The sequence below is a fragment of the Thauera aromatica genome (genome assembly GCF_023093595.1).
Lineage (GTDB): Bacteria > Pseudomonadota > Gammaproteobacteria > Burkholderiales > Rhodocyclaceae > Thauera > Thauera aromatica_A.
Genome location: NZ_JALLIK010000107.1, coordinates 117,723 through 144,376, shown reverse-complemented (window position 1 = coordinate 144,376; position 26,654 = coordinate 117,723). Strand labels below are relative to the sequence as shown.

The window sequence follows — 26,654 nt, the reverse complement described above, 5'->3', positions numbered from 1 at the left end:
CCGTTCACCGGCTGCGGTGCGGGACCCGGGCGGTGCCGGCGGCTCGGGCATTCTCGAGCATGCCGTGTCCGGCTACCGCGCCGCGCCCTTCCTGCCCATGTCGCGCGCCGAGATGGCGGCGCTCGGCTGGGACGCGTGCGACGTGATCCTCGTCACCGGTGACGCCTACATCGACCACCCCAGCTTCGGCATGGCCCTGGTCGGCCGCCTGCTCGAGGCCCACGGCTTTCGCGTCGGCATCCTCAGCCAGCCCGACTGGCACTCGGCCGAGCCCTTCCGCGCGCTGGGCAAGCCGCGCCTGTATTTCGGCATCACCGCCGGCAACATGGACTCGCTGGTCAACCGCTACACCTCCGACCGCAAGATCCGCTCCGAGGACGCTTACACGCCGCATGCCGAAGCCGGCCGCCGCCCCGACCGCGCCGTCACCGTCTACGCCCAGCGCGCGCGCGAAGCCTTCCCCGACGCCAACATCGTCGTCGGCAGCATCGAGGCCAGCCTGCGCCGCATTGCGCACTACGACTACTGGTCGGACAAGGTGCGGCGCTCGGTGCTGCCCGACTCCAAGGCCGACCTGCTGCTGTTCGGCAACGCCGAGCGCGCCCTGGTGGCGCTGACCCACCGCCTGGCGGCGGGCGAGCCGATCGCGGCGATCCGCGACCTGCGCGGCACCGCCTGCATGGTCAAGCCGGGCTGGCTGCCGGAAGCGGACGATGGCGAGCCCTGGGTCGAGATCGATTCGCTCGCGCTCGACAAGCCCGGCCGCATCGACGCCCATCCCGACCCCTATGCGATGGCGCCGGCGGCAGCCGCGGAGCCCGCCGCCGACGGCGCCCAGCCGGTGCGCATCGTGCCGGCGGCCGAACGCGTTGCGGCGCGGCGCGCCCAGCGCGGACGCACGCTGATCCGCCTGCCGTCCTACGAGCAGGTGAAGGACGATCCGGTGCTGTACGCCCACGCCTCGCGCGTGTTCCACCTCGAATCCAACCCCGGCAACGCCCGCGCGCTGGTGCAGCGCCATGGCGAAGGCCCCGGCGCGCGCGACGTCTGGATCAACCCGCCGCCGCTGCCGCTGACCACCCCGGAGATGGACTTCGTCTACGGCCGCCCCTTCGCCCGCGCGCCGCATCCGTCCTACGGCGAGGCGCGCATTCCGGCCTGGGACATGATCAAGTTCTCGATCAACATCATGCGCGGCTGCTTCGGTGGCTGTACCTTCTGCTCGATCACCGAGCACGAGGGCCGCATCATCCAGAGCCGCTCGCACGACTCGATCCTCCGCGAGATCGAGGAGATCCGCGACAAGTCGCCCGACTTCAAGGGCCACATCACCGACCTCGGCGGACCCACCGCCAACATGTACCGCATGGCGTGCAAGAGCAAGGCGGTCGAGCAGAACTGCCGCCGCCTGTCCTGCGTGTATCCGGGCATCTGCGAGAACCTGAACACCGACCACTCGTCGCTGGTCGAGCTCTACCGCAAGGCGAGGGCGGTGCCGGGGATCAAGCGCATCACGATCGGCTCGGGCCTGCGCTACGACCTCGCCGTGCGCTCGCCCGAGTACGTGAAGGAACTGGTCACCCACCACGTCAGCGGCCTGCTCAAGATCGCGCCCGAGCACACCGAGGAGAACACCCTCGCGAAGATGATGAAGCCGGGCATCGGCGCCTACGAGGAATTCCGCCGGATGTTCGAGACGTTCTCGGCGCAGGCGGGCAAGAAGCAGCACCTGGTGCCCTACTTCATCGCCGCCCACCCCGGCTGCACCGACGAGGACATGCTGAACCTCGCGCTGTGGCTGAAGAAGCACAACTTCCGCCTCGACCAGGTGCAGACCTTCCTGCCCACGCCGATGGCGCTGGCGACGACGATGTACCACTCGCGCAGGAATCCGCTGAAGAAGGTGTCGGCGGATTCGGAGGTCGTGGAGACCGCCCGCGCCGGCAGGGTCCGCAAGCTGCACAAGGCTTTCCTGCGCTGGCACGACCCGGAGAACTGGGCGATCCTGCGCGAGGGTCTGCTCAAGATGGGGCGGGGTGAGCTGATCGGCAATGGCCTGAACTGCCTGATTCCGCGCCAGCCGCCGCCCGCTGCGGCGGTGCCGGGATGCGCCCGCGGGACGCCGCCGGAAGGCAAACAAGCGTCCGCTCCGGCGAAGCCGGCGGGTCGTACCAAGGATGAGGCGCCACGGCGGTCGATGGGGCACGCCGCGGGCGCGCAGGCAGCGCCATCGGCCAGGGCGCGACGGCCCGAGGGGCGCGGCGCGCGCAAGCCGACGCGCGGGCGCTGAGTCCCGTCTCCTGCCTCGAACCCAGCCTGATCGCCACTGCGTTCCGGCCCCGGTCGGGCGCGCGCCGCGGGAACACAGATTCGGTGTTTTATGGAAATTAGTTATAATGAAGTTACTTTTGATGTATTTTAGGTGATAAAGAATCGGTCTATGCTCTGCCGACAACAATCGGGAAGCCGGTGTGCAGACGATGCCCTCGCTTCCGCCCCCCGACCGTCAGAGGAAATTGCAGTCATGCTGAAAAAAGTCATTCTCCCCCTCGCCTTCGCCGCCGCCTTCTCTGCTTTCCCGGCGCTGGCCACCACCCACATCCAGGCGCCGGCCGGCGCAGCCGCGGCGGTGGCCGCGACCCTGCCGCCGCTGATCGATGTGCAGGCGCTGAAAGCCCAGCTCGGCCGCACCGACCTGCGCATCCTCGACATCCGCGCCGACAAGGACTACGCCGCCGGCCATATCCCGGGCGCGATCAACACCCCCTACGGCAAGTACCGCGGCCCGCAGGACAACCCCGGGCAGTTGCCGGCCGAAGCCGCGCTCACCGAACTGCTGCAGGCTGCCGGGGTCGATGCCGACACCCAGGTGGTGGTGGTCCATGGCGGCGCCAGTCACACCGACTTCGGCGCCGCGGCGCGAGTCTACTGGACACTGAAAGTCGGTGGCCTGACCCGGTTGTCGATCCTCGACGGCGGCACCAAGGCCTGGCAGGCGGCCGGCGGCGCGCTCGACAGCGCGGCGCCGGCGGTGGCGCGCAGCCGCTTCAGCTACCGCTACGATCAGGACCAGATCGTCAGCGGCGAGGAGCTCGCCGCCGCCCTCGAGGCCGGCCAGGCGCCGGCGCTGATCGATGCGCGCCCGGCGAAGTTCTACTCCGGCGAGGTGCGTGTCGATGCCGCGGCGCGCTACGGCACCCTGCCCGGTGCGCGTTCGCTCGACAACGCCCGGTTCTTCCCCGAGGGTGGCACCACGCTCAAGCCCGCGGGCGAACTGAAGGCGCTGGTGGCCCAGGCCGGTGCGGCCGATGCCCCGGCGGTGTCGTTCTGCAATACCGGCCACTGGGCGGCGACCAACTGGTTCGTGATGTCCGAGATCGCCGGCAACAAGCAGGTCAAGCTCTACCCCGAGTCGATCGTGGGCTGGAGCAAGAGCCCGCTGCCGATGGAAAATGAGCCCTCGCGCGTGACCGCCCTGATCCAGGATGTCAAGCGCGCGCTGGACAAGTGACCGCGGCGGAGTTTCGGCAATGCGACTGCTGATCCGGTTGTTGTTCGTCCTCGGCGGGCTCGCCGGCGTGCTCGCGGTGACGCTTGCCGCCGGTCTGCGCCAGGGCCTGCTGGCGCTGCTCGGTATCGGCTTCGGTGCGGCGCTGCAGGGCGCGCGCTTCGGTTTCACCACCGGCTGGCGCGACTACATCGAACGCCGCGACCCGCAAGGCCTGTGGGCGCAGATGCTGCTGCTCGCGCTGGCGGCGGCGCTGACCCTGCCGCTGCTGGCGGCCAATCCGGGTGAGCTGGTGGGGGCGGTGGCGCCGCTGACGATCAGCCTGGTGCTGGGTGCCTTCCTGTTCGGCGCCGCGATGCAGCTCGCCGACGGCTGCGGCTCGGGCACCTTGTACAAGGCCGGCGCCGGTGCGCCGCTGTCGGTGGCGGTGCTTCCCACCTTCGCCATCGGCAGCTTCGTCGGCGCCTCGCACCAGCCCGCCTGGATCGCCCTCGGCGGCCTGCCCGCGGTCGATCTGCTCGTCCTCGGCTGGCCGCTCGCCCTGCTCCTCACCGTCGCCGCTTGCGCCCTGGTGGCCTGGCTGGCAGCGCGCGGTGCGCGCCAGAACAGCCGGGCGCGGCTGAGCGGTGAGCCGGCCGCGCTGCGCAGCGCGCTCGATGTCGCGTCGGGCTACGGCGGCTGGGCGCGGCGCTGGTGGATCGGCGCGCTCGTGCTGGCCGTGCTGTACACCGCGCACCTGGTCGTTGCCGGCCAGCCGTGGGGGATCGTCTACGGCATCGGCGTGTGGGGGGCGAAAGTCGCAGCGGCGCTGGGCTGGAGCCCGGTGGGCGATCCGTTCTGGGGGAGCGCGCCGCATGCGGCGCGGCTCACCGAGCCGGTGCTGGCCGACGTCACTTCGGTGACCAACCTCGGGCTGATCTACGGTGCCCTGGTGGCGGCGCGCTGGAACGGTGCGGCCGCATTCGCCACACCTTCGGCACGGCGCCTGATCGCCGCCAGCATCGCCGGGCTGGTGATGGGCTACAGCTCGCGGATGGCCTTCGGCTGCAACGTCGGCGCGTTCTTCGGCGGCGTCGCCTCGGCCAGCGTGCACGGCTGGGTGTGGTTCGCACTCGCTTTCGCCGGCTCGATCGTCGGTGTGCGGATCCGCCGCCGGGTGGCGGGCTGAAGGAGCGGACGACATGGACGGACAAAAACTCTTTCGCCTCGCGAGCGCGCTCTTCTGGGGGCTGGTGCTGGCACTGGTCGCGGTCGATACGCTCAATTCCAGCGGTGTGCGGGTCGAGCCGCCGCCGATCGCGCTCGGCAGCGGACAGATGGCCTCGGGCGGGCACTGCTCGGGACGCTGAGCCCGGCCGGGGCCGTTCCGGCTTCCCGCTGGACCGGGAGCGCACAAGCGCACCACCCATGCGCCCGCCGCGGCCGATGGCCCGGCGGACGGATGCGGTGGCCTTGCCGCAGGCCGTGCCGGGCTTACATTCCGGCGCGCTTTAGTCTCCCCTTGTGCTCCATCCGCGGGCACAATGCCGGGTTGCTGTCTTTCCCATCCGGACCCCTCGACCATCCATGCGCTACGAATTCCTCGTGGGCCTGCGCTACACGCGTTCGCGCAAGCGGGCCCAGGGCCGCAACCGCTTCATTTCCTTCATTTCGCTGGTTTCCATGCTCGGCATTGCACTCGGCGTTGCCGCGCTGATCGTCGTGCTCTCGGTGATGAACGGTTTCCAGGAGGAGCTGCGCACCCGCATCCTCGGCGTCGCCTCGCACATCCAGGTGCACAGCGTGGACGGCGGCCTCGAGGCCTGGCAGCAGGTCGCCGAGGAGGCGCAGCGCCATCCCGAAGTGAAGGCGGCGGCGCCCTACGTGCAGGAGCAGGGCATGCTGTCCTTCGACGAGGCGGTGCGGGGGACGATTGTGCGCGGAGTGATTCCGTCCGAAGAGGACAAGGTCGCCGAGTTTGGCCGCCACATGCAGGCCGGCGCGTTCGAGGCGTTGCAGCCGGGACGCTTCGGCATCGTCCTCGGCCGCGACCTGGCCCACGCGCTGCGTGTGCGGATGGGCGACAAGCTCACCCTGATCGCCCCCCAGGGGCTGGTGACGCCGGCCGCGGTGCTGCCGCGGGTGAAGCAGTTCGAGGTCGTCGGCATTTTCGAGGCCGGCATGTACGAATACGATTCCGCGCTCGCGCTGGTGCATCTGGCCGACGCCCAGGCGCTGTACCGGCTGGGCGATGCGGTGAGCGGCGTGCGGCTCAAGCTCGACGACCTCTTCGCCGCGCCACGGGTGGCGCGCGAGCTGGCGCTGACGATCAGTACGGCCGGGCTGACGGTGGCCGACTGGACCCGCAGCCATGCCAACTTCTTCCGCGCGGTGGCGCTGGAAAAGACGATGATGACCCTGATCCTGTTCCTGATCGTCGCCGTGGCCGCGTTCAACATCGTGTCCACGCTGGTGATGGCGGTGCAGGAAAAATACGCCGACATCGCCATCCTGCGCACTCTGGGGGCGAGCCCGGCGTCGATCATGGCGATCTTCGTGCTGCAGGGCACGATCATCGGCTTCGTCGGGCTGGCCGCGGGGGTGGCCGGCGGGCTGGCGATCGCGCACAACCTCGACGTGGTGATTCCGGCGCTGGAGGCGCTCACCGGCGCCACGCTGTGGAACAAGGAGATCTACTACATCAACGAGCTGCCCTCGCAGGTGCTGGCGGCCGATGTCGTCTCGATCGTCTCGGTGTCCTTCGTCCTCACCCTGCTTGCCGCGCTGTACCCGAGCTGGCGGGCGTCGCGGGTCAATCCGGCGGAGGCGCTGCGCTATGAATGAGACCGCGATCGTGCACGATGGCGCCGGATCGGCGCCGGTGCTGGCCTGCGACGGCCTGGCCAAGCATTTCCGCGAGGGGGCGGAGGCGGTGAAGGTGCTCGACGGCGTCAGTCTGCGCGTCGGCCGCGGCGAGCACCTCGCCATCGTCGGCGCTTCCGGTTCGGGCAAGAGCACGCTGCTGCACCTGCTCGGCGGGCTGGACGTGCCCAGCGCCGGCGCGGTGCGGCTGATGGGGCAGGATTTCTCGGCCTTGTCGGAGGCCGCGCGCGGCCGGCTGCGCAACGCCGCGCTCGGCTTCGTGTACCAGTTCCACCACCTGCTGCCCGAGTTCACCGCGCTCGAGAACGTCGCCATGCCGCTGTACATCCGGCGCATGGACAAGGCCGCGGCCGATGCACGCGCCGCCGCGATGCTGCAGGAAGTGGGGCTGGGCCACCGCCTCGACCACACCCCCGGCGAACTCTCCGGCGGCGAGCGCCAGCGTGCGGCGATCGCCCGCGCGCTGGTGACCCAGCCCGCCTGCGTGCTCGCCGACGAGCCCACCGGCAACCTCGACCGCCGCACCGCCGGGGTGGTGTTCGACCTGATGCTATCGCTGAACGCGCGCCTGGCGACCAGCTTCATCATCGTCACCCACGACGAGACCCTCGCCGCCCGCGCCCAGCGCAGCCTGCGGCTGTGCGACGGGCGACTGGAGTAAGGGCTGCCCGGTCGCGGCTTCCTCCGTCGCGCAGGAAGCGCGCCGCTTTTGCCCGTTCCGGAATGCCGGCAGCGGTGATTCGGCGAGAACCTTCTCCCGTGTGTTGACGACGAGCGTGGTGGCCATGGCGGTGCACTGCGCGCTGGGTCCGCGGGCCTTTCCGGAGTGGCGCAGAGTTGATTCTATTGGCATCATCGTATGCCATGAGAATTGTCGCGGTGTCCTTCCTGCTCGGTGTTGGCGTGCTGCAGATGCAGCCTTCCCTCGCCGGACGCGAGTTCTACCTGATGGTCCTGGCGGGGGGGCTCGGCGCGCTGGCAGCGGGCATGCTGCTGTGCGGCCGGTGGGTGAAGCGGGCTGCGCAGCGAACCTGGTTACGCCCTGCGCTGCTCGCCGCCCTGGCCTTCGTCACCGGCTTCGGCTGGGCCGGGCTGCGGGCAGAGGCGCGGCTGGGCGATGCGCTGGCGGGGACGCTGGAAGGCGTGGATGTGGTCGTGCGCGGGCGCATCGCATCCTTGCCCCAGGCCGTGGGCGAGGGCTGGCGCTTCGTGTTCGAAGTCGAGGCGGGCGAAGTCGAGGCGGGCGAGGCCGGGGCGGGGGAAACCGGGGTGCCGCAGCGCCTGCTGCTGTCCTGGTATCCCGCTCGCCGCGCTGCGGCGGCGCTGCCGGCACCGATGCCCGGGGAGCGCTGGCAGTTCGTGGTCCGGCTCAAGCGCCCGCACGGTTTTGCCAACCCGTCCGGGTTCGATTACGAAGCCTGGCTGCTCGAGCGCGGCGTTCGCGCCACCGGGTACGTGCGCGCCGACGCCCGCCTGCTCGAGGGCGAGCCGGCGGGTTTCATGCAGCGGGTCCACCGCCTGCGCGCGCAGCTGCGCGCGCGGATGCTGGACACGCTTGCCGATGCCCCCCATGCGGCAATCCTGGTCGCGCTCGGCGTCGGCGATCAGCAGGGCATCCGGGCGCAGGACTGGGCGGTTTTCCGCCGTACCGGCATCGGCCACCTGGTGTCGATTTCGGGCCTGCACGTGGCCCTGGTCGGCCTGCTCTGCGGCGGCGGGCTGGGCGCGGCGTGGCGGCGCGTCCCGGCCCTGGCGCTGCGCCTGCCGGCACAGAAGGCGCAGGCGCTGGCGGCGCTGGCGGGGGCGAGTGCCTACGCCCTGCTCGCGGGAATGGGCATCCCGGTGCTGCGGGCCTGGCTGATGCTCGCCGTGGTGGTGCTGGCGATGCTGTCGGGACGGGCCGCCGCGCCTTCGCGGGTGCTGGCGATCGCGCTCTTCATCGTGCTCGTGATCGACCCCTGGGCCGTGCTGTCGGGCGGATTCTGGCTGTCGTTCGGGGCGGTGGCGGTGATCCTCGCGTGCACCGGCGGGCGGCTGCGGGCGGTGGCCGGCTGGCGCGCGGCGCTGCGCATCCAGCTCGCGCTCGGTGTGGCGCTGATTCCGCTGCTGCTGGCTCTGTTCCAGTCCTTTCCGCTGCTCTCGCCGCTGGCCAACCTGTTCGCCGTTCCGCTGGTGAGCTTCGTCATCACCCCGCTGGTGCTGGCCGCGCTGCTGCTGCCGACGTTGCTGGTGCCCGCCCACGCCGCCACGGTGGCGATGATGGCCGGAGTCGAGCGCCTGGCGGCGCTCGAGCACGCGCTGTGGGAGCAGGCGCCGCCACCGCCCTGGCTGCTGGGCGCTGGCCTGGTGGCGGTGGGGCTGCTGCTGTTGCCGCGCGCCACGCCCGGCCGCCTGGCCGCGCCGGCCCTGCTGCTGGCCTTGCTGAGCTGGCAGCCGCCGCGCCCTGCCGCGGGCACCTTCCGCGCCGTGGTGCTCGATGTGGGGCAGGGGCTGGCCGTCCATGTGCAGACGCGCACCCACGACCTGCTGTTCGACGCCGGTCCGGCCTACGGGGGCGACGCCGATGCCGGCGGCCGGGTGGTCCTGCCCTACCTGCGTGCGGCCGGTGTGCGCCGGCTCGATGCCCTGCTGCTGTCGCACGAGGACATCGACCACGTCGGCGGCGCAGCGAGCGTGCTGGACGGGGTCGCGGTCGGGGAGGTGATCGCCGGGCAGCCCGCTGGCGCGCCCCCCTGGGCGCAGGCGCTGCGGCCGGGCACGACCATGCGGCGCTGCGCGGCGGGGCAGAGCTGGTTTTGGGACGGGGTACGCTTCGACGTCCTTCATCCCGCGTCCGCGAGCGACGGAGGCGGGCGCCTGGAGCACGACAACAACCGTTCCTGCGTGCTGCGGGTGGGGACCGCGGGAGGCGCGCTGCTGCTGACGGGCGACATCGAGGCGGTCGCCGAGCGTGCCATCCTCGTCCGCCATGGCGCGGCCGCGTTCGCTGCCGAGGTGGTGGTGAGCGCTCACCACGGCAGCCGCTCGTCGTCGTCCCCGGCCTTCGTCGAGGCGAGCCGGGCGATGGAGGTGATCCATTCTGCCGGCCACCGCAACGTCTTCGGCCACCCCCATGCGCAGGTCTGGGCGCGCTGGGCCGCGGCCGGGGCGCGCAACTGGCGCACCGATAGCCAGGGCGCGGTCGAGGCCCGCTTTGCCGCGGCGGCCGGCGCGGACGTCAGCGTCGGCGCCTGGCGCAGCCTGCGGCCACGTTACTGGCACGGCCGCTGAGCCCGTTCCCGGCGGCGATCCCCGGCGGCGACCCACCGCCGCGCGATTGGAACTGGGTAAAAGATTCAGGCTAGACTCGACTCCTGTTCCATCTCCGGCGCCAGGCGCCGACCCGCACACCATGAGCTTCCTGTCCGCCCTGCGTCGCCTGCTGGCATCGCCCCCCGAACGTTCGCGCCCCGTCCATGCCCTGCGCGAACGCTTCGTGCAGTGCATCGGGCCGCACGGCCTGCACCGCATGGCGTACACGGAATGGGGCGATCCGCACAATCCGCGGGTACTGATCTGCGCCCACGGCCTGACCCGCAACGGGCGTGATTTCGATGATCTGGCCCGGGCCCTGGCGCGCGACTACCGCGTGGTCTGCCCCGACGTGGTCGGGCGCGGGCGCAGCGACTGGCTCGGAGTGAAGGCCGACTACGGCTTTCCGGTTTATGTGGCGGACATGGTGACGCTGATCGCACGCCTGGACGTGGAGAGTGTGCACTGGGTGGGGACGTCGATGGGCGGGATCATCGGCATGCTCCTTGCCAGCCAGCCGCACACGCCGATCCGCCGCCTCGTGCTCAACGACGTCGGGCCGGTGATCACCGCCGTTTCCCTGCGCCGGATCGCCCAGTATGTCGGCACCGCACCGCGTTTTCCCAGCATCGAGGCGGCCGAGGCCTACCTGCGCGAAGCCTGCGCTCCGTTCGGCCCGCTCACCGATGCGCAGTGGCGCCACTTGACCACACACGCGGTCCGCCCGGTCGCGGGCGGCGACGGCTTTGCGATGGTCTACGACCCGGCGCTGGGCGAAGCTTTCCGCGCCGCGCCGATCCTTGCCGACATCGACCTGTGGCCGGTGTACGAGCGCGTGCGCTGTCCGACCCTGGCCTTGCGCGGAGCCGACTCCGATCTGCTCGAGCCGGCGACGTTCGCGGCGATGGCCGCGCGCGGACCGTGCGCGCAGACGGTCGAATTCGCCGGGGTGGGGCATGCGCCGATGCTGATGGACGAGGCGCAGATCGGTGTCGTGCGCGATTTCCTGCTCGCCGGTTGAGATCACATCCCCACGCTCACCAGCCCGGGTTGAGCCGGCGTGCCTGGTCGATTTCGCTGCGGATGGTGCGGAAATGTTCCCAGCGCCGTGGATGGATGGCGCCGCTCGCGACTGCGGCGAGCAGCGCGCAGCCGGGCTCGGCCTCGTGCCGGCAGTCGCGGAAGCGGCAATGCCCGAGATGGGGACGCAGTTCGACGAAGGCTTCGGCGAGCTCGTCGTGCGCCAGGTGGGCGAGGCCGAACACCTGCAGCCCGGGACTGTCGATCAGCCAGCCCGGCAGGGCCGCGTCGTCGGCGGACGGCAGCGGGTAGAGGCGGGCGAAGGTGGTGGTGTGCTTGCCCGAGTCGAGGGCGGCGGAAATCTCCCGGGTGGCGGCCTGGGCTTCGGGAACGAGGGCGTTGGTGAGGGTCGATTTGCCCATCCCGGACTGTCCGACCAGGATCGCGTGCAGGCCGGACAGGCGCGCGCGCAGGCGCGCCGCGCCGTCGAGGGCGGAGACTTCGAGCACTTCATAGCCGAGTGCACGAAAGGGGGCGAGCTGAGCGCGCGCGGCCGCCAGGCGGTCGGCGAGGTCGGCCTTGTTGAGCACGATCAGGGGGGTGATTTCCTGGCTTTCGGCGGCGGCGATGCAGCGCGACACGAGGAGGTCGGAAAACCCCGGCTCGGTGGCGACCACGATCACGATATGGCTGAGATTGGCTGCGATCAGCTTCTCGCGGAAGGCATCCGAGCGCCACAGCAGGTTGCGCCGCGGCTTGAGCGCGGCGATGGCGCCCTGGCCGTCGCCACCGGGAAGGACTTCCACGACATCGCCGCAGGCGAAGCTGCTTTTCTTGCCGCGCGGATAGCACTGCAGGCGGCCAGCCGGAGTGTCGACTTCGTAGTGGCGGCCGAAGGCGGCAGCGATGATGCCGTCGAGCCGTGTTTCGGCGCGGGCGGCCGGGCGGGTGCGGGCTCTCACTCGGGGCGGGTCCTCGGTAGTCGGGCGTGCGGAGGCAGCAGGCGGCCGATCCGCAAGGCGGCCGGCGGATGTGAATCGAAAAAGCGTGAATACAGCGGGTCGGGGGTGAGGGTCGCGGCGTTGTCGCGGTAGAGCTTGACCAGCGCGGAGGCGAGCGCGGTGGCGCTGCTCTGGCGCGCGGCGTAGGCATCGGCCTGAAATTCGTGGGTCCGCGACCAGTGGCTGAGCAGCGGGGCGAGGGGAAAAGTGAACGCCGGCAGAATCAGGAAGAACAGCGCCAGCGCGCTGGCGCCGTCCTGCGCCTGCATCCCCAGTGCGGTGAAGAACCCGGGCTGCGCCGCGAGCCAGCCGAGGACGGCGAGCACGGCGAGGCTGGCCGGGGCGAGGACGGCGAGGCGCTGGAACAGGTGGCGGTGGTGGAAATGGCCGAGCTCGTGGGCGAGCACGGCCTCGACTTCGTCGGCGTCGAGCTTGTCGAGCAGGGTGTCGAAGAACACGATCCGCTTCGCTGCGCCGAGGCCGGTGAAATAGGCGTTGCCGTGGGCCGAGCGGCGCGAGCCGTCCATCACGAACAGGCCGCTGGAGCGAAAGCCGCAGCGCGCGAGCAGGGCTTCGACGCGCGCCTTCAGGGCAGCATCGGCGAGCGGGGTGAACGTGTTGAACAGCGGCGCGATGAACGTCGGCCAGACCAGCATCACCAGCACGTTCACCCCCAGCCACAGGGCCCACGCCCACAGCCACCAGCGCTCGCCGGCGAGCCCGATCGACCACAGCAGCACGGCGAGCAGGGGCAGGCCGATCGCCGCCGCGAGCGCCGCTTCGCGCACGGTGTCGGCGATGAACAGGCGCGGTGTGATGCGGTTGAAGCCGAACTTCTTCTCCACGCCGAACGTGCGGGCGAGGACGAAGGGCAGCTCGAGCACCCAGCCGAGCACGCCGAGCGTCGCCAGCAGGGCGGTGCCGTGGGCCACGCTGCCGGCCGGCAGGACTGCGGCCCAGGCCGCATGCACGGCCTGCAGCCCGCCGCCGAAGGTGAGAGCGAGGGCGAAGAGCGCACCGGCGACCGCTTCGCCCGCGGCCAGCGGTGCTCGTGCCGCGGTGTAGTCGGCCGCACGCTGGTGCGAGGCGAGCGGGATGGCGGCGGCGAAGGCGGCGGGCACGGCATCGCGGTGCGCGCGCACGTGGCGGACCTGGCGGCGGATCAGGGCCAGGCGGGCGGCGAGGCCGAGCAGCAGCGCGCAGAGGAAGAGGACGGCAAAGCTGTTCATCGGGCGGCCGCTGGGGGCAAAGTGGTCCGGGCGTGTTCGGCTGAGGCGGGGGGCGCGCATGGCGCGGGCGTGCCGGGAGCGGGATCTATGACACAATCGCGCCCTTCGATGTTTCCCGACCACAAGGTAGCGAGAGAAAAGGCGGATCGATTATGGCACAGGACCCGAAAACCCTGATATGGCTCGACATGGAGATGACCGGTCTCGAGCCCGAGCGCGACCGCATCATCGAGATCGCCGTCGTGCTCACCGACGAGAACCTCAACACGATCGCCGAGGCGCCGGTGATCGCCGTGCATCAGCCCGACACGGTGCTCGATGCGATGGACGAGTGGAACCGCAATACCCATGGCAAATCCGGCCTGATCGCGCGGGTGAAGGCGTCCACCGTGTCTGAGGCCGAGGCCGAGGCCCGGGTGCTCGACTTCCTGAAGGAACGGGTGCCGGCGCGCACGTCGCCGATCTGCGGCAACTCGGTGTGCCAGGACCGGCGCTTTCTCGCGCGCTGGATGCCGGCGCTGGAAGCCTGGTTCCATTACCGCAACCTCGACGTATCCACCCTCAAGGAACTCGCCCGGCGCTGGCGGCCGGCCGTGTACGAAGGGGTGAAGAAAGCTGGCAGTCATACCGCGCTCGCCGACATCCACGAATCGATCGCCGAGTTGCGCCATTACCGGGATCATTTCCTGAAGCTGGACTGACGCGGGCGGGAGCGCCGGCAGCCGCACGCGGCACTGCGCGAGCGGCTGCCGGCGCCGGGCGCGCGGTCACAGGGCGCGCCGTGCCACCCCGGCAGCCGCTTCCGCTCCGCGGGCACGGGCGGGCGAGCGGATGTCAGGAAGGGGTGCGGCGCAACAGGCGGAAGCTTTCCTGGCGCTTGCCGGCACCGCGGCGGAACTCCCACACCGGCTTCCATTCCGGCGCCAGCGCGCGCAGCTCGCTGCGGCCTTCGGTGTGGACAAGCAGCAGCGTGCATGGCGTGGCGCCACCTTCGACGCGCTGGGTGCGCAGTCCGGCGAAGTAGTCGAGCGAACTGCGCAGGGCGTCCGACAACCCGGTGGTGGCGATGCAGGCGCCGGGGTCCTCGCTGCGTTCTCCGGCCACGGCGATGGCGAGCGAGCTGGCTACCGTGCGGTAGCTGCGGCCATGGTCGAACCAAGGCATCAGCAAGACCACGGCCAGGCACCACAGCATGGTCAGCCCGATCGCCCAGTTCGCCGGAGCGCGTGACAGCGAGCGCGGCAGCCGCCACACGAGGACGATCCACAGCAGGCTGATCGCGCTTCCTGCGAGGAGCTGGAACGATCCCCCGGGGAGCACGAAGTCGGGCGCGTTGCGTGCCACGTGGCGGGCCAGTCCGGGGGGCCAGCCCAGCGCCTGGGCGGTCCAGGCCAGCCACACCAGCACGCCGAACAGGGCGAGGCTCATCAGCGCGAACCAGTCGAAGGCGTTGGCGGCGCCGCGGCGCAGGGTCGGCACCCCGCCGGCGGCCAGCAGTGCGGCGGCCGGCACCATGAGCAGCGCGCCGGCCTGGGAAAGATCGCCGCTCAGCACCCGCCAGCCCAGCACCAGTACCGCGCTTTGCAGGGGCAGCAGGGTCGGCAGGGCGGTGAGCCGGCGGCGCTCGCGCCACAGCGCCCACAGCGCGATCGGCCACAGCGGCCACAGGAACCAGGCGAGCAGTTCGAGCAGGCGCGGGATGTCGCCGAGGGCCAGTTGCGGTCCGGCAAGGCGCGACCACTCCGCGCCCAGCCAGCGCAGGAACAGGCCCGGTTGGTGAAGGTGCAGCACCAGCGGCCAGATCGCGGCCAGCGTCAGCGCCAGACACAAGCCCAGCAGCAGCGCGCCGCTCGCGCGCGGGGTGCGGCAGTCGGTGCCCAGCAGCAGGGCCAGCGGCAGCAGCGGGGCGGTGATCAGCAGCCCGCCGAGTCCGCCGGCAAGAAAGGCGAGGGCACTGCCGAGGCCGGCCTTGAGCGCGCCGGTGAGCGGGCGTTGCGGCACTTCGGCAAGGCCTTGGAGGGTGAGCGCGAGCATTGCGAACACGGCCAGCAGGGGCTGAGTCTCGTGTGCATGCAGTACCAGCCCGAGAGCGCCGAGGGCGAGCAGCGCGGCCGGGGTGCGCGCCGGGCGGCCGTGCAGCGCCTCGGCGGTGCGGGCGACAAAATAGATCGCCAGGGCGACGAAGAACGCGCTCGCCAGGCGTGCGCCGCCGTGCACCGGGAGCACGGCGCTGCCGAGCCAGGCGAAGCTTGCCGCCGTCCAGAAATACAGCGGCGGATAATCGGTGAGCGGTTCTCCGGCGAGCTGCGGGAACAGCCAGGATTCGCCGCGCAACAGTTCCAGGACCGGGCCGAAGTAGCGCGCATCGTCGCCGCGCCAGGGGTCGTGTACGGTGAGGCCGACGAGCAGGTAGAGGCCGACCAGTGCGGCCAGGCCGACGGTGCCGTAGATGCGACGCTGGAACAGGGTGGGGGAGATGGGGTCGCGGATCATGCGCGCATTGTGCGGCGGAGCACGTGGACAGGCAAAGAGTGGCGGCAGCGTTCGTCCGGGGCCGGCCGCCCGGAGGCGATAAAAAAGGCAGCCGCGGCTGCCTTTCGGATCGGCGCCGCGAGGCGGACGCCGTGGCGTGCGGGGGCGAGCCCCGGTGCGTCAGCTCGCGCGCTGGACGTTGCCGTACTTCTGGCGGAAGCGCTCGACGCGGCCGGCGGTGTCGACGATCTTCTGCTTGCCGGTATAGAACGGGTGGCAGGCCGAGCACACTTCGACGTGGTACTGGTCCCGGCCGAGGGTGGAGCGGGTGGTGAAGGTGTTGCCGCAGGAGCAGGTCACATTCACGTCGTTGTACTTCGGATGGATGTCCGCTTTCATGATGGTTTCCTGGAATCTCGCGGGCGGCGGATGTGACCGCCCTGTTTGGTAAAGGGCGGAATTATCCTGCAAGCCATCTCCGCTGGCAAGCAAAAGAGCTGCAAGCGCGGCGTGCGCGCGCATTACAATCGCGCCTTTGCCAACCGGGGCCGCGCATGCGGCGGGGAGAATCGGGGTGCGTCTGCTGCTCGCGCCGATGGAAGGCCTGCTCGACGAAGTGTTGCGCGCGATGGTGACGCGGCTCGCCCGCTACGACTACGCGGTGACCGAGTTCGCCCGGGTGTCGGGCACCTTGCTGCCGGATCGCTTTTTTCGCCGGATCGCGCCCGAGCTCGATCACGCCAGCCGCACCGCGGCGGGCACGCCGGTACGGGTGCAGATCCTCGGCTCCGACCCGGGCTGCATGGCGGACAACGCTGCGCGCCTGGCACGGCTGGCGCCGGCGGGCGTGGATCTGAACTTCGGCTGCCCGGCGCCGACGGTCAATCGCCACCGTGGCGGCGCGGTGCTGCTCGACGAGCCGGAGCTCTTGCACCGCATCGCCGCCGCGGTGGCCGCAGCCTTGCCGGCCGGAGTGCCGCTGACGGCGAAGATGCGGCTCGGCGTCGCCGATCCCGGGCGCGCGTGCGAATGCGCCCAGGCGCTGGCCGGGGGCGGGGCGACGGCGCTGGTGGTGCACGCGCGCACCCGGCAGCAAGGCTACCGGCCGCCGGCCCACTGGGAGTGGGTGGCGCGGGTGGCGCAGGCGGTGCGGGTGCCGGTGGTGGCCAATGGCGAGGTGTGGACCGCCGCCGACTGGGTGCGCTGCCGCACGGTGTCCGGAGTGGCCGACGTGATGCTCGGCCGCGGCGCGGTAGCCGACCCTTTTCTCGCCGGGCGCATCCGGGACGGGCGCCTCGATCCCCCGGATGTCGCCGAGCGGGCACGGGAATGGCAGGCCCTGCTCCCGGTGCTCGGCGAATTCAGCGTGCGCGTGCAGCGCAAGGTCGAGGCGCGCCATGCGCCGGGGCGGATCAAGCAGTGGCTGCATCTTCTGGCGCGCTCGTATCCGCAGGCCCGGCACCTATTCGCCGCGATCCGCGGGCTGCGCACGTTGGCCGAAGTCGAGGTCATGCTCGGCCGTCATGGGGTGCCGCTTCCCGGGGCCCAGTCTCCGGCGCCGGCCTGCGCGGCTTGAGTGCGCCAGGATGCGGCACCGGCGCGCTGCGCGCAGCACTTTCCGCTACGGTGCCTACCCTCCATCAGGAAACACGATGAGCTACGCCAATTCCCGCATCCCGCACAGCGCCCAGCAAGGCGTGCACGAGGCGCTGCGCGCCCGGGTGCAGAAGCATCTTGCCGAGCCGTTTCGCAAACCCTTCGCCGATTACAACCGCGCCGCGCTGCAGCTCGCGCTCGCCGGCTGGGACGGACGGGCGCCGCTGATCCTCGATGCCGGCTGCGGCGTCGGCCACAGCACGATCCAGCTCGCGCGCCAGTTTCCCGAGCACTGGGTGATCGGCGTCGATCAGTCGCAGGACCGGCTCGAACGGCGCAAGCCTTACCCCGAGGCCTTGCTGCCGCAGAACATGGTGTTCGTGCGCGCCGATCTGGTCGATTTCTGGCGCCTGCTCGAGGCCGCCGGCGTGCGCCTGGCGCGGCACTATCTGCTGTATCCCAACCCCTGGCCGAAGATCGGTCATCTGGGCCGGCGTTGGCACGCACACCCGGTGTTCCCGTGGATTCCCCGCCTCGGCGGGGTGCTGGAATGCCGCAGCAACTGGCCGGTCTATATCGAAGAGTTCGCGCTGGCGCTGGGCGAGGTGCTGCAGCGGGAGGTTCCCTGGGAGCGCTTCGAGGCGTCGCAGCCGTTGACGCCGTTCGAGCGCAAGTACCGGGATTCGGGCCAGCGCCTGTTCCGCCTCGGGATCGCACTGCCGGCGACGTGAGACGCCGGCGCGGATGTGGCCTGAAGGCGGTCGGGCCGAGGTTCGACTTGCTTGCCGGGGCGGCTTGAGTCACCCTTGGCGCCGAATCAAGGAGATGCTCATGAGCGACACGCCCCCCCCTGTTCCTGCCGATGTGCAGGCCATCCCGACCCTGATGAGCGACGAGGATTTCGAGGCCCTCGAGGAGATTCTCACCTCGGAGGTCGTCCCCGAAGACTGCATGGACCTGGAAATGCTCGACGGCTATCTGGCGGCGGTGCTGATCGCGCCGCGCCCGATCCCGCCCGAGCGCTGGATGCCCGGAGTGTGGTCGGCCCACGGCGAAGAGGCCGATTTCGGTTCGGGGAGCGGGCTGCAGCGCGCGATCCGGCTGGTGAAGGCCTATCACAACGAACTGCTCGCCACGCTCGGCCTCGACGATGAGGACGAGGCGTGCTGGGAGCCGTTCTGCTTCGCCATCACCGAAGGCGACTCGCTGAAGCTGGGCGAGGCCTGGGTGGACGGTTTCACCCAGGGGCTGGATCTGTGGCCGGAAGACTGGGCCGCCGGACTCGACGAGGAGGTGGTCGAAGCGGTACGCGAAACGCTCGACGAAGTGCTGGAGCCGTGGGCGGCGGACGATGCCGCGCGTGCCGACGATGAAACCCGCCTCGGCTGGCTGGTCGCGCTCGGTGAAGCGGTCAATGACATCCATGCCCACTGGCGCGATCTGGGCTTCGCGCCGCCGGCGCCGCTGTCGGTGGATGCGCCGCGCCGGCCGGCGCCGGCCGGGCCGGGGCGCAACGACCCCTGCCCCTGCGGCAGCGGCAAGAAGTTCAAGAAGTGCTGCGGGGCCGACAGCGGCAGCGCGGATGCGTGAGGACCATTGCACCCGCTGCGGTGCCTGCTGCGCTGCGTTCAGGGTGGATTTCCACCACTCCGAGCTGGCCAGCCGGGCGCCGGGCGGCGTGCCGGATGCACTCGCCGTGCCGGTGACGGCGACCTTGGTGCGGATGCGCGGCACCGATGCCGCGCTGCCGCGCTGCATCGCGCTCGAAGGCGAAGTCGGGGGGGCGGTGCGCTGCACCCTATATGCCGCCCGGCCTTCGCCCTGTCGCGACTTCGCACCCTATGCGGCGCTGGGAATCGGCGACGAGGCCTGCGCCCGGGCGCGCCGGCGCCACGGCCTGGAAGCCCTCTGAAAGCTTGATCTATTTGGCCAAATTTATTTTCAAGGCATTGAAAATAAAAAGGTTTGCAGGCTTGCGCAGACTTCGGGATTGGATAGAATCCGCGCGCCGAACCACTCTGCCTGTGCCCCGCCCACCATGGAAGGCTTCAATCCCTGTCTCGATTGCGGCATCTGCTGCACGCACTTTCGCATTTCCTTCTACTGGGCCGAAGCCGATGATGCGCCAGGCGGTTTCGTGCCCGCGGACATGACCAAAAAGCTCAACCACACGCTGCGCTGCATGAAGGGCAGCAACCAGGTGCCGCGGCGCTGTTCGGGGCTGGCCGGCACGGTGGGGGAGAAGGTGGCGTGCACGATCTACGACAACCGGCCGACGCCGTGCCGCGAGTTCCCGGTCTACTTCGACGACGGCACGCCCAACCCGAAGTGCGACGAGCTGCGCGCGACCATCGGCCTGCCACCGCTGCTGCACGCGCCGCTGCCCCGCGCGGCCTGAGCCCGCGTTGCCTGTCCCGCGCGGCGCGCCCGCTTTTGAGCCTGCTTCTCAGTCTGCGTGCCGGCAGGGGCGGCCGACGGCGGCGAGCACGGCGAGCGGTCCGGCTGCGCGCAAGGTCTCGATCTGCTCGATGTCGCGCACGAACAGCGAACCGGCATAGCCGAGCGAATTCACCGAAATGTTTCCCCATTTTTCCTGGGTGCGCGGCACCACGAGCAGCCACTGCGGATTGACGAGCAGGTTGTAGGCCGGCATCGGGTTCGCTTGCGCCGGGATCGACAGCGCTTCGCAGGCGGCGGCGAAGGCGGCCTGCAGGATCTGAGCGCCGCCGTTCCCGGCCAGGCCGGCGAGGGCGACGAAAGCGTGGCTCCAGGGCAGGGCCGGATTGGAGGTCGCGGTGCCGTGGCGTGCTGCGCCCTGCGGGGCGAAGGCCGCCAGGTCGGTGGTGCCTGCGGGAATCCATTGCAGGTGCTTGTGGGCCTGGCTGGCACCGGCGATGCGTCCGCCGTTGTAGAAGCCCAGTCCGCCTGCGGTGGCGATCAGGGTGGCCAGGGCGCGGAAGTCGGCGTGGCTCAGTGCCGTGCTCTGGTCTTCGAAGCGGCGGGTGACGATCAGCAGGTGGCGCTCGATGACCGGGAACTTGTTCAGCACGACCAGGTGGTCGGGGCCGAGCGCGGCGACGGTGAGCGCCGCTTCGGGGGGGAGAAAAGGGTTGAAGTCCGGCCTGCGGCGGGTCACGGTGTCGACCCGGGCGCGGTCCTTCAGGGCCAGGGAGGAAACCCAGCGCACCGAGAAGTGCGGTACGCCGTCGCACTCGATCGAGGTCTGCTCGGTGCGGATCGGTTGCAGTGCGCCGCTTGCGAGGGCGCGGGCGATCGTGCGGTCGGTGCGCTCGAGAAAGTCGGCCGGGAGATCGCAGGCATGCTCCGGGGCGGGAACGGGAGGCACCAGTGGTGCGCCGGCAGGCAGGGCGTCGCTGGTCATGCGAAGGGCTGGCAAGGGACAATGGCCGCATTTTGACATGAGCGCCGTGCCCGTGTGGCGCGAGGGCGCAGGAGGAAGACGATGAGCATCCGTTTTGCCGTGCGTGGCGAGCACATCCAGCTCGACCAGTTGTTGAAGGCCGCGGGCCTGGTGGATTCGGGCGGTGCCGCCCATGTGGCGGTGGAAGAAGGCCGGGTCCGGGTCGACGGCAAGCTCGAGACGCGCAAGCGCGCCAAGCTGCGTGCCGGCCAGCGCGTGCGCTTTGCCGGCGAGGAGATCGAACTGGTCGGAGTGGGGCCGGAAGAGGCGTAGCGCGCGGAAGGAGGGGCGCGGAGATCAAAGTGCGGAGGCCGGGGCGGGAAACCGGCGAAAGAGGAGGACGGCGCCCGTCCCAGGGCCGTTTCAGGGCAGCTTCGGCGGCGCCGCCGGGCGGGCGCGGTGCGACAGCTTTTCCCAGATCCAGCCGCCGGGCAGATCTTGGCCGGTGAGGATGTAGTTGAGCGTGTGTTCGTTGGCGATGATGAGGCTGAAGTCGTTCAGCGCGCGGTGGGTGCCGGCGAGCAGGAGCTCGTCGCCGGCGCGGATCGGAGTGTCGCCTTCCGGTGTCAGCAGGTGGTGGTCGTCGTCACGATCGAGGAACAGGACTTCGCATTCGAGTGCGGCACCGCGCTCCGACGGCGAGCGCAGCAGCATTTCGAGCGTGATCCTCTCGCCGCGCATCAGGCGGCGGTAGAGTGCCGGCGCACGATGCAGGTTGATGCGTTCGCTGCGGATCTCGGGCACCGTCCACCCCAGGCGCGCGGTCAGGTGCTCGAGCCGGGTGTCGCACCAATCTTCGTCGCGCGTGCGTACTTCGCGCAGGAAGGGAACGAGCAGCGGGGTGCTCAGGATCGCCAGGCACTCGTGGGCGATGATCCGGCTCGGGACCATGGTGATGTCGGCCTCGAAGGCTTCGAACAAGGCGTGGTTGGCCTCGTGGTTCTGGCGCACGATGACGAACAGGTCGGGGGCGAGTTCGCGCGCGGTGACCGCGATCGACAGGTTGTCGACGTCCGAGCCGGTGGCACAGACGATGCCGGTGGCCTGATCGATGCCGGCCTGGCGCAGCGATTCGGCGCCGGTGCTGTCGCCCCGTACCCAGCGATGGACGCCGTCGGGCCGGGCGTCGAGGTCGATGATCGTGACCGGTACCGCTTCGGCGTCCATCGCGTCCACCATCCAGCGTCCGAAACGGCCGTGGCCGCAGACGATCCAGTGCCCGCGCGGCGGGTCGCGCTGGCGCTCGACCCGGGTGCCGGGCAGGCCGGTGAGCCAGCCCAGCAGCTGGGAGGCCTTCGGGGCATGGAGCGCGAGCGCCAGGGTTTCGCTGAAGCGCTCGAAGGGGTCGATGATGTGGCGGGTACCGAACGACGCCATGTTGGCCGACGTTTCCCGGTGCTCGGCGCGGCACAGTGCGGGCAGGCGCGGGGCGAGCAGGCGCGCGGCGATGGCGATCGCGAGGTTGGCCTGGTCGTCGTCGGTGAGGGCGATCACGCCGATGCAGTGGGGATGGGTGAGGCCGGCGAATTCGAGTGTTTCGGGGTTGCCCGCATCGGCGCACAGCGCGGGCACGTCGAGCGCGTAGCTGTGGAGGTCGATTTCGCCGACCTTGTCGTGGTCGAGTTCGATCACCACCGCGCGCATGCCCATGCGGTCGAGCGCCTGGCAGATCAGGCGGCCGGTCTCGCCGTAGCCGCACACCAGGTAGAAGGGCTCGCGCAGCCGGCGCACCGCGCGCACGAAGCCCTGCATCGCGATCGCCTGGCGCAGGCTGCGGTCGGAGAGCAGGCGGAAGACCGCCCCCAGGGTGTAGGCCCAGCCGATCACCGACAGATAGATGCAGACCGTCACCCACAGCCGCTGCTGGTCGGAAAAGGTATGGGGCATTTCGCCGAAGCCGATCGTGGTCGCGGTGTAGCTGATGAAGTAGAAGGCGTGAAAGAAGCTCAGGGAATGGGGCTCGCCGGCTTCGTCCACGCCGGGCATCAGGGTCAGCCCCAGCACCGACACCGCGATGATGCCGATGAGCAGGATCAGCGGCGCGCGCAGCCGCCGCAGGATCAGGAAGAAGATGCTGTGGTGGCGGGAGAGGGGGCGCTGCATGGCACGTGGGGGGCTGGTTTCAGCGTCGCTGCATGATGGTCTCGGCGATCAGGATGATGACCGAGACCATGTTGGCGAACAGCGCGCCGCCCGACAGCGAGACCACGCGGGCGGTCATCTCGGGGGTGAGGCCGGCGGCGGAGACGTGGGCGGCGTAGCCCCAGACCATCGCCGCGGCAAGCAGCTGCAGGTCGGCGACGAGGCTGGTCGATAGATGCACGGCGCCGATCTGGGTGCGGTCGCCCAGTTTGAGCACGGTGGCGATCAGGCTGACGACGAGGGCGGCGAACAACTCGTAGATGTCGTGGTGCGCGGGGTTGTCGATGTCGCCGACGAAGAAGCCGAAGTTCAGCGTCGCGGCGAGGACGATGAAGAAACCGAAGATGACTTTTTCGAGGTTCATGGAGGTGCGCCGGGCGGGGGAACGGGATTGGCAGGGGGAAGGGGCTCGGGGGCCGACTTTAGCGTGAAAGCATGGGCTTCGGCGAGGGCTCGGGATGCAGGACGATCGCACGCGCTGCGGCAGGCGGCGGTCGCGATCCGGGGCCCGGCCGGTGTGCCGCGGGGTGCTTGCGGTATGCTGCGGGCCTGTTGCCTTCGGGATTCATCGGGGACTCGCCATGGACGCGCACGCGCATGAACGCATCCGCCACACCCCGCGCTATCTGCTGATCGGCCTGCTGACGGCGGCGCCGCTGTGGGTGACCTGGCTGGTGTTCGATTTCATCTTCACCCAGCTGTCGAAGCTCGGCACGCCCTGGGTGAGCACCCTCTCACGCGCGCTGCGGGGCAATTACCCGGGCGTCGCCGACTTCATCCTCCTGCCCCAGTTCCAGTCGGTGCTCGGGGTGATCTTCACCCTGGCCGTGTTCTACCTGCTGGGCTGGCTCGCCTCGCTGGTGATCGGCCAGCGCATCATCCACTGGCTCGAGCGCCTGGTCGAGAGCATCCCGGTGGTGGCGGCGATCTACGGCGGGACCAAGCGCTTTCTCGCCGCAGTCAAGGAAAAACCGGCGGGCGTGCAGCGGGCGGTGCTGATCAACTTCCCGTCTTCCGAGATGAAGGCGGTGGGTTTCGTCACCCGGGTGATCCGCGACGAAGCGAGCGGGGAGGAACTGGCGGCGGTCTACGTGCCGACTTCGCCCAACCCCACTTCGGGCTACATCGAGATCGTGCCGGTGGCGCAGGTGGTGTCGACCGACTGGACGATGGACGAGGCGATGAGCTTCGTCATGACCGGCGGCGCGACCTCGCCCGAGCGGATCCGCTTCCGCAATCCCGCCGGGCCGGGCTGAGCCCGGCCGGCGGGGCGCTGTGCGCAGCGCCCTTCAGGCGGCGAGGATGGCGCGCAGCACGTAGGGCAGGATGCCGCCGTGGCGGTAGTACTCGACTTCGATCGGGGTGTCGATGCGGCATCGCAGCGCGAGTTCGCGCGTGCCGCCGTCGGTGTCGCGGATCGTCAGCGTCAGCGCCTGCTGTGGCTTCAGCTCGGCGCCGATGCCGGTGATGTCGAAGGTTTCCGCGCCGCTCAGGGCGAGGTCCGGCCAGCTGTCGCCGGCCTCGAACTGCAGCGGCAGCACACCCATGCCGACGAGGTTGGAGCGGTGGATGCGCTCGAAGCTCCGGGCGATCACCGCCTTCACCCCGAGCAGCGCCGTGCCCTTGGCCGCCCAGTCGCGCGACGAGCCGGTGCCGTATTCCTCGCCGGCGAACACCACCGTCGGCGTGCCGCGCGTGCGGTGCGCCATCGCCGCCTCGTACACCGTGGCCTGTTCGCCGTCGAACAAGGTGTAGCCGCCTTCGACCCGGCTGCCGTCGGGGTTGGGCGGCAGCATCAGGTTGCGGATGCGCACGTTGGCGAAGGTGCCGCGCACCATCACCTCGTGGTGGCCGCGGCGCGAGCCGTAGGAGTTGAACTCGGCGGGTGCGACACCGCGCTCGAGCAGCCAGTGGCCGGCGGGGCTGGTCTCGCGGAAGGAACCGGCAGGCGAGATATGGTCGGTGGTGACCGAGTCGCCGAGCAGCAAGAGGGCGCGCGCGCCGCGGATGTCGCCGATGGGGCCGGGCTGGGGCGCGAAGTCGTCGAAGAAGGGCGGGCGCGCGATGTAGGTCGACTCGGGCCAGTCGTACACCTGGCCGATGGGGGCGGCGATCGCGTTCCACAGGTCGTGGTCGCGGGTGAAGTCGGCGTACAGGCGCTGGTAGCTCGCCGGCTCGAGCGCCACCGGCAGCAAGGCCGCGACCTCGTCGGCGCTCGGCCAGAGCTCGCGCAGGAACACCGCTTCGCCGTCGCTGCCGGTGCCCAGTGGCTCGCGGGTGAGGTCGATGTCCACCGTGCCGGCGAGGGCGAAGGCGACCACCAGCGGTGGTGAAGCGAGATAGTTGGCGCGGATGTTGGGGTGGATGCGCGCTTCGAAGTTGCGATTGCCCGACAGCACGGCGGCGACGACGAGATCGTGCTCGATGATCGTCTCGTTGAATTCGGCGGCGAGGTCGCCGGAGTTGCCGATGCAGGTCGTGCACCCGTAGCCGGCAAGGGCGAAGCCGAGCTGCGCCAGCGGCTCGAGCAGGCCGGCGCGGGCCAGGTAGTCGGTGACCACGCGCGAGCCGGGGGCGAGTGAAGTCTTGATGTGCGGCTTCACCTTCAATCCGCGCGCCACCGCCTTCTGCGCGAGCAGGCCGGCGGCGATCAGCACCGCCGGGTTGCTGGTGTTGGTGCACGAGGTGATGGCGGCGATCAGGACGTCGCCATGGCCGAGCTCGATGTCGTCGCGCCCGCTGGCGAAGCGGTCGACGAGCTGGCCTTCCTCGCGGCCGAAGCCGTTGTCGGCGACCGGGGTGGAGAACAGGCGCTCGAACTCGTGGCGCATTGCCGGCAGCGCGATGCGGTCCTGCGGCCGCTTCGGTCCGGCAAGCGAAGGCTCGATCGAGGCGAGGTCGAGCGTCAGCGTGCGGCTGTAGGCGATGTCGCCCGTGCGCGGCATGCCGAACAGCTGCTGGGCGCGGAAATAGGCTTCGAACAGCGCGCATTCGTCCGCGCTGCGCCCGGTCGCGCGCAGGTAGTCGATCGTCCTCGCGTCGACCGGGAAGAAGCCCATCGTCGCGCCGTATTCGGGGGCCATGTTGGCGAGCGTGGCGCGGTCGGGCACCGGCAGGCTGGCCGCGCCTTCGCCGAAGAACTCGACGAACGTACCGACCACCTTCTCGCGCCGCAGCATCTCGGTCACGGTGAGCACCAGGTCGGTGGCGGTGGCGCCGGCGGGCAGGGCGCCTTGCAGCTCCACACCGACCACGTCCGGGGTCAGGAAGTAGACCGGCTGGCCGAGCATCGCCGCCTCGGCCTCGATGCCGCCCACGCCCCAGCCGACGACGCCGACGCCGTTGATCATCGTCGTGTGGGAGTCGGTGCCGACCAGGGTGTCGGGGAAATACACCTCGCCCTCGCGGCGCACGCCGCGGAACAGGTATTCGAGGTTCACCTGATGGACGATGCCGATGCCCGGCGGCACCACGCGGAAGGTGTCGAAGGCCTGCATGCCCCACTTCATGAACTGGTAGCGCTCGCGGTTGCGTGCGAACTCGAGTTCCATGTTGCGGCGCAAGGCATCGGGCGTGCCGTAGTGGTCGACCTGCACCGAGTGGTCCACCACCAGATCCACCGGCACCCGCGGCTCGATCCGCTTCGGCTCGCGCCCCTGCTGGAGGGCGACGTCGCGCATCGCGGCGAGGTCGGCGAGCAGCGGCACGCCGGTGAAGTCCTGCAGCACGACGCGGGCGACGACGAAGGGAATCTCCGCCGTGCGCGGTGCGTTCGGGCGCCAGTTGGCGAGCTCGCGCACGTGGGCGGCGCTGACCTTGCCGCCGTCGCAGTGGCGCAGCAGCGCTTCGAGCACGATGCGGATCGACACCGGCAGGCGCGACAGCGGACCGATGCCGGCCGCCTCCAGTGCCGGCAGGGAATGGAAGTGGCCGCGCGTGCCGGCGGGCGTGGTGAAGGCCTGCAGGGAGGGAAAGGACGATGCGGACATGATGCTCCTCCTTGTCCGGCGCCTACGGCGGCGGACGGATGAGATGGCGGTAGTGTGTCCCCCGGATGCAGATGCGACTGGCGACCCCGACCGATGTTCCCGCTATCGTCACGCGTAGGCTGT

24 protein-coding genes are annotated in these 26,654 nt (G+C 70.4%); 16 read left to right on the top strand and 8 right to left on the bottom strand.

Annotation, left to right across the window (positions count from 1 at the left end; all coding sequences use genetic code 11):
- The first annotated feature begins 97 nt into the window (after positions 1–97).
- From MXC99_RS13370 to MXC99_RS13335, 8 genes are all read left to right on the top strand, one after another.
- A complete protein-coding gene (locus MXC99_RS13370) occupies positions 98–2,290 on the top strand; it encodes a YgiQ family radical SAM protein (RefSeq protein WP_247725964.1) in 2,193 nt (730 codons plus the stop codon).
- A gap of 234 nt (positions 2,291–2,524) precedes the next feature.
- On the top strand, positions 2,525–3,511 hold the full coding sequence (locus MXC99_RS13365; RefSeq protein ID WP_247725924.1) for a sulfurtransferase: 987 nt from the start codon (positions 2,525–2,527) through the stop codon (positions 3,509–3,511).
- A 19-nt stretch (positions 3,512–3,530) separates the two neighbouring features.
- The gene (locus tag MXC99_RS13360; protein WP_247725923.1) at positions 3,531–4,676 is read left to right on the top strand and encodes a YeeE/YedE family protein; all 1,146 of its coding nucleotides are present in this window, start codon (positions 3,531–3,533) and stop codon (positions 4,674–4,676) included.
- A gap of 13 nt (positions 4,677–4,689) precedes the next feature.
- Positions 4,690–4,857 (top strand): hypothetical protein, encoded by a 168-nt coding sequence (locus MXC99_RS13355; protein WP_170110011.1) that lies wholly within the window; start codon positions 4,690–4,692, stop codon positions 4,855–4,857.
- Positions 4,858–5,074: 217 nt separating this feature from the next.
- The gene (locus MXC99_RS13350) at positions 5,075–6,331 is read left to right on the top strand and encodes a lipoprotein-releasing ABC transporter permease subunit (protein ID WP_247725922.1); all 1,257 of its coding nucleotides are present in this window, start codon (positions 5,075–5,077) and stop codon (positions 6,329–6,331) included.
- Positions 6,324–7,031, top strand: coding sequence for a lipoprotein-releasing ABC transporter ATP-binding protein LolD (gene lolD / locus MXC99_RS13345; RefSeq protein ID WP_247725921.1), 708 nt, complete (start codon positions 6,324–6,326; stop codon positions 7,029–7,031). Before MXC99_RS13350 ends, lolD begins: the two co-directional genes overlap by 8 nt.
- A gap of 203 nt (positions 7,032–7,234) precedes the next feature.
- The gene (locus MXC99_RS13340) at positions 7,235–9,640 is read left to right on the top strand and encodes a DNA internalization-related competence protein ComEC/Rec2 (RefSeq protein WP_247725920.1); all 2,406 of its coding nucleotides are present in this window, start codon (positions 7,235–7,237) and stop codon (positions 9,638–9,640) included.
- A 121-nt stretch (positions 9,641–9,761) separates the two neighbouring features.
- On the top strand, positions 9,762–10,682 hold the full coding sequence (locus MXC99_RS13335) for an alpha/beta fold hydrolase (RefSeq protein ID WP_247725919.1): 921 nt from the start codon (positions 9,762–9,764) through the stop codon (positions 10,680–10,682).
- A gap of 16 nt (positions 10,683–10,698) precedes the next feature.
- On the opposite strand, the gene rsgA is transcribed toward MXC99_RS13335, so the two are convergent.
- Both rsgA and MXC99_RS13325 read right to left on the bottom strand, forming a co-directional pair.
- Entirely contained in the window at positions 10,699–11,643 is a 945-nt protein-coding gene (rsgA, locus tag MXC99_RS13330; protein WP_107220630.1) for a ribosome small subunit-dependent GTPase A, read from the bottom strand.
- Positions 11,640–12,911, bottom strand: coding sequence for a M48 family metallopeptidase (locus MXC99_RS13325; protein WP_247725918.1), 1,272 nt, complete (start codon positions 12,909–12,911; stop codon positions 11,640–11,642). Before MXC99_RS13325 ends, rsgA begins: the two co-directional genes overlap by 4 nt.
- Before the next feature lie 152 nt (positions 12,912–13,063).
- Here MXC99_RS13325 and orn point away from each other — a divergent pair, with 152 nt between their 5' ends.
- Entirely contained in the window at positions 13,064–13,612 is a 549-nt protein-coding gene (orn, locus tag MXC99_RS13320) for an oligoribonuclease (protein ID WP_247725917.1), read from the top strand.
- 133 nt (positions 13,613–13,745) lie between these two features.
- Here orn and MXC99_RS13315 read toward each other — a convergent pair whose 3' ends face one another.
- Positions 13,746–15,404 carry an ArnT family glycosyltransferase gene (locus MXC99_RS13315; RefSeq protein WP_247725916.1) on the bottom strand — a complete coding sequence of 553 codons (1,659 nt, stop codon included), beginning with the start codon at positions 15,402–15,404 and terminating at the stop codon, positions 13,746–13,748.
- Positions 15,405–15,563: 159 nt separating this feature from the next.
- Complete coding sequence (gene rpmE / locus MXC99_RS13310; protein WP_107220634.1) at positions 15,564–15,782, bottom strand: 50S ribosomal protein L31; 219 nt, start codon at positions 15,780–15,782, stop codon at positions 15,564–15,566.
- Between the two features lie 175 nt (positions 15,783–15,957).
- Here rpmE and MXC99_RS13305 point away from each other — a divergent pair, with 175 nt between their 5' ends.
- The 5 genes from MXC99_RS13305 (at position 15,958) to MXC99_RS13285 (ending at position 19,377) form a co-directional block, all read left to right on the top strand.
- Complete coding sequence (locus MXC99_RS13305) at positions 15,958–16,959, top strand: tRNA dihydrouridine synthase (RefSeq protein ID WP_247725915.1); 1,002 nt, start codon at positions 15,958–15,960, stop codon at positions 16,957–16,959.
- Between the two features lie 76 nt (positions 16,960–17,035).
- The gene (trmB, locus tag MXC99_RS13300) at positions 17,036–17,710 is read left to right on the top strand and encodes a tRNA (guanine(46)-N(7))-methyltransferase TrmB (RefSeq protein WP_247725914.1); all 675 of its coding nucleotides are present in this window, start codon (positions 17,036–17,038) and stop codon (positions 17,708–17,710) included.
- A 100-nt stretch (positions 17,711–17,810) separates the two neighbouring features.
- Positions 17,811–18,569 carry a YecA family protein gene (locus tag MXC99_RS13295; protein ID WP_247725913.1) on the top strand — a complete coding sequence of 253 codons (759 nt, stop codon included), beginning with the start codon at positions 17,811–17,813 and terminating at the stop codon, positions 18,567–18,569.
- On the top strand, positions 18,562–18,891 hold the full coding sequence (locus MXC99_RS13290; protein WP_247725912.1) for a YkgJ family cysteine cluster protein: 330 nt from the start codon (positions 18,562–18,564) through the stop codon (positions 18,889–18,891). Before MXC99_RS13295 ends, MXC99_RS13290 begins: the two co-directional genes overlap by 8 nt.
- 126 nt (positions 18,892–19,017) lie before the next feature.
- A complete protein-coding gene (locus MXC99_RS13285; protein ID WP_247725911.1) occupies positions 19,018–19,377 on the top strand; it encodes a YkgJ family cysteine cluster protein in 360 nt (119 codons plus the stop codon).
- A gap of 48 nt (positions 19,378–19,425) precedes the next feature.
- Here the strand turns inward: MXC99_RS13285 and MXC99_RS13280 are convergent, their stop codons facing one another.
- A complete protein-coding gene (locus MXC99_RS13280; RefSeq protein WP_247725910.1) occupies positions 19,426–20,361 on the bottom strand; it encodes an ATP adenylyltransferase family protein in 936 nt (311 codons plus the stop codon).
- A gap of 81 nt (positions 20,362–20,442) precedes the next feature.
- Between MXC99_RS13280 and MXC99_RS13275 the strand changes: the two genes are divergently transcribed.
- Positions 20,443–20,673: an RNA-binding S4 domain-containing protein gene (locus MXC99_RS13275; protein ID WP_247725909.1), complete on the top strand. Its 231-nt coding sequence runs from the start codon at positions 20,443–20,445 to the stop codon at positions 20,671–20,673.
- A gap of 90 nt (positions 20,674–20,763) precedes the next feature.
- On the opposite strand, the gene MXC99_RS13270 is transcribed toward MXC99_RS13275, so the two are convergent.
- Both MXC99_RS13270 and MXC99_RS13265 read right to left on the bottom strand, forming a co-directional pair.
- The gene (locus MXC99_RS13270) at positions 20,764–22,503 is read right to left on the bottom strand and encodes an NAD-binding protein (protein ID WP_247725908.1); all 1,740 of its coding nucleotides are present in this window, start codon (positions 22,501–22,503) and stop codon (positions 20,764–20,766) included.
- Between the two features lie 19 nt (positions 22,504–22,522).
- Positions 22,523–22,906, bottom strand: a complete 384-nt coding sequence (locus MXC99_RS13265; protein WP_247725907.1) for a DUF6394 family protein — start codon at positions 22,904–22,906, stop codon at positions 22,523–22,525.
- Positions 22,907–23,123: 217 nt separating this feature from the next.
- Here MXC99_RS13265 and MXC99_RS13260 point away from each other — a divergent pair, with 217 nt between their 5' ends.
- Positions 23,124–23,798: a DUF502 domain-containing protein gene (locus MXC99_RS13260; RefSeq protein ID WP_247725906.1), complete on the top strand. Its 675-nt coding sequence runs from the start codon at positions 23,124–23,126 to the stop codon at positions 23,796–23,798.
- Positions 23,799–23,831: 33 nt separating this feature from the next.
- On the opposite strand, the gene acnA is transcribed toward MXC99_RS13260, so the two are convergent.
- Positions 23,832–26,531, bottom strand: a complete 2,700-nt coding sequence (acnA, locus tag MXC99_RS13255; protein WP_247725905.1) for an aconitate hydratase AcnA — start codon at positions 26,529–26,531, stop codon at positions 23,832–23,834.
- Positions 26,532–26,654 lie beyond the last annotated feature (123 nt).

What these genes read in the sequence shown, in the direction of transcription:
- MXC99_RS13355 (WP_170110011.1), top strand. Translation starts at nt 4,690, where the DNA reads ATGGACGGACAAAAACTCTTTCGCCTCGCGAGCGCGCTCTTCTGGGGG.
- MXC99_RS13365 (WP_247725924.1), top strand. Translation starts at nt 2,525, where the DNA reads ATGCTGAAAAAAGTCATTCTCCCCCTCGCCTTCGCCGCCGCCTTCTCT.
- MXC99_RS13370 (WP_247725964.1), top strand. Translation starts at nt 98, where the DNA reads ATGTCGCGCGCCGAGATGGCGGCGCTCGGCTGGGACGCGTGCGACGTG.
- MXC99_RS13290 (WP_247725912.1), top strand. Translation starts at nt 18,562, where the DNA reads ATGCGTGAGGACCATTGCACCCGCTGCGGTGCCTGCTGCGCTGCGTTC.
- MXC99_RS13260 (WP_247725906.1), top strand. Translation starts at nt 23,124, where the DNA reads ATGGACGCGCACGCGCATGAACGCATCCGCCACACCCCGCGCTATCTG.
- MXC99_RS13335 (WP_247725919.1), top strand. Translation starts at nt 9,762, where the DNA reads ATGAGCTTCCTGTCCGCCCTGCGTCGCCTGCTGGCATCGCCCCCCGAA.
- MXC99_RS13295 (WP_247725913.1), top strand. Translation starts at nt 17,811, where the DNA reads ATGAGCGACACGCCCCCCCCTGTTCCTGCCGATGTGCAGGCCATCCCG.
- MXC99_RS13340 (WP_247725920.1), top strand. Translation starts at nt 7,235, where the DNA reads ATGAGAATTGTCGCGGTGTCCTTCCTGCTCGGTGTTGGCGTGCTGCAG.
- lolD (WP_247725921.1), top strand. Translation starts at nt 6,324, where the DNA reads ATGAATGAGACCGCGATCGTGCACGATGGCGCCGGATCGGCGCCGGTG.
- MXC99_RS13270 (WP_247725908.1), bottom strand. Translation starts at nt 22,503, where the DNA reads ATGCAGCGCCCCCTCTCCCGCCACCACAGCATCTTCTTCCTGATCCTG.
- MXC99_RS13275 (WP_247725909.1), top strand. Translation starts at nt 20,443, where the DNA reads ATGAGCATCCGTTTTGCCGTGCGTGGCGAGCACATCCAGCTCGACCAG.
- acnA (WP_247725905.1), bottom strand. Translation starts at nt 26,531, where the DNA reads ATGTCCGCATCGTCCTTTCCCTCCCTGCAGGCCTTCACCACGCCCGCC.
- MXC99_RS13315 (WP_247725916.1), bottom strand. Translation starts at nt 15,404, where the DNA reads ATGATCCGCGACCCCATCTCCCCCACCCTGTTCCAGCGTCGCATCTAC.
- MXC99_RS13265 (WP_247725907.1), bottom strand. Translation starts at nt 22,906, where the DNA reads ATGAACCTCGAAAAAGTCATCTTCGGTTTCTTCATCGTCCTCGCCGCG.
- MXC99_RS13350 (WP_247725922.1), top strand. Translation starts at nt 5,075, where the DNA reads ATGCGCTACGAATTCCTCGTGGGCCTGCGCTACACGCGTTCGCGCAAG.
- MXC99_RS13280 (WP_247725910.1), bottom strand. Translation starts at nt 20,361, where the DNA reads ATGACCAGCGACGCCCTGCCTGCCGGCGCACCACTGGTGCCTCCCGTT.
- MXC99_RS13325 (WP_247725918.1), bottom strand. Translation starts at nt 12,911, where the DNA reads ATGAACAGCTTTGCCGTCCTCTTCCTCTGCGCGCTGCTGCTCGGCCTC.
- MXC99_RS13360 (WP_247725923.1), top strand. Translation starts at nt 3,531, where the DNA reads ATGCGACTGCTGATCCGGTTGTTGTTCGTCCTCGGCGGGCTCGCCGGC.
- MXC99_RS13285 (WP_247725911.1), top strand. Translation starts at nt 19,018, where the DNA reads ATGGAAGGCTTCAATCCCTGTCTCGATTGCGGCATCTGCTGCACGCAC.
- rpmE (WP_107220634.1), bottom strand. Translation starts at nt 15,782, where the DNA reads ATGAAAGCGGACATCCATCCGAAGTACAACGACGTGAATGTGACCTGC.
- trmB (WP_247725914.1), top strand. Translation starts at nt 17,036, where the DNA reads ATGAGCTACGCCAATTCCCGCATCCCGCACAGCGCCCAGCAAGGCGTG.
- orn (WP_247725917.1), top strand. Translation starts at nt 13,064, where the DNA reads ATGGCACAGGACCCGAAAACCCTGATATGGCTCGACATGGAGATGACC.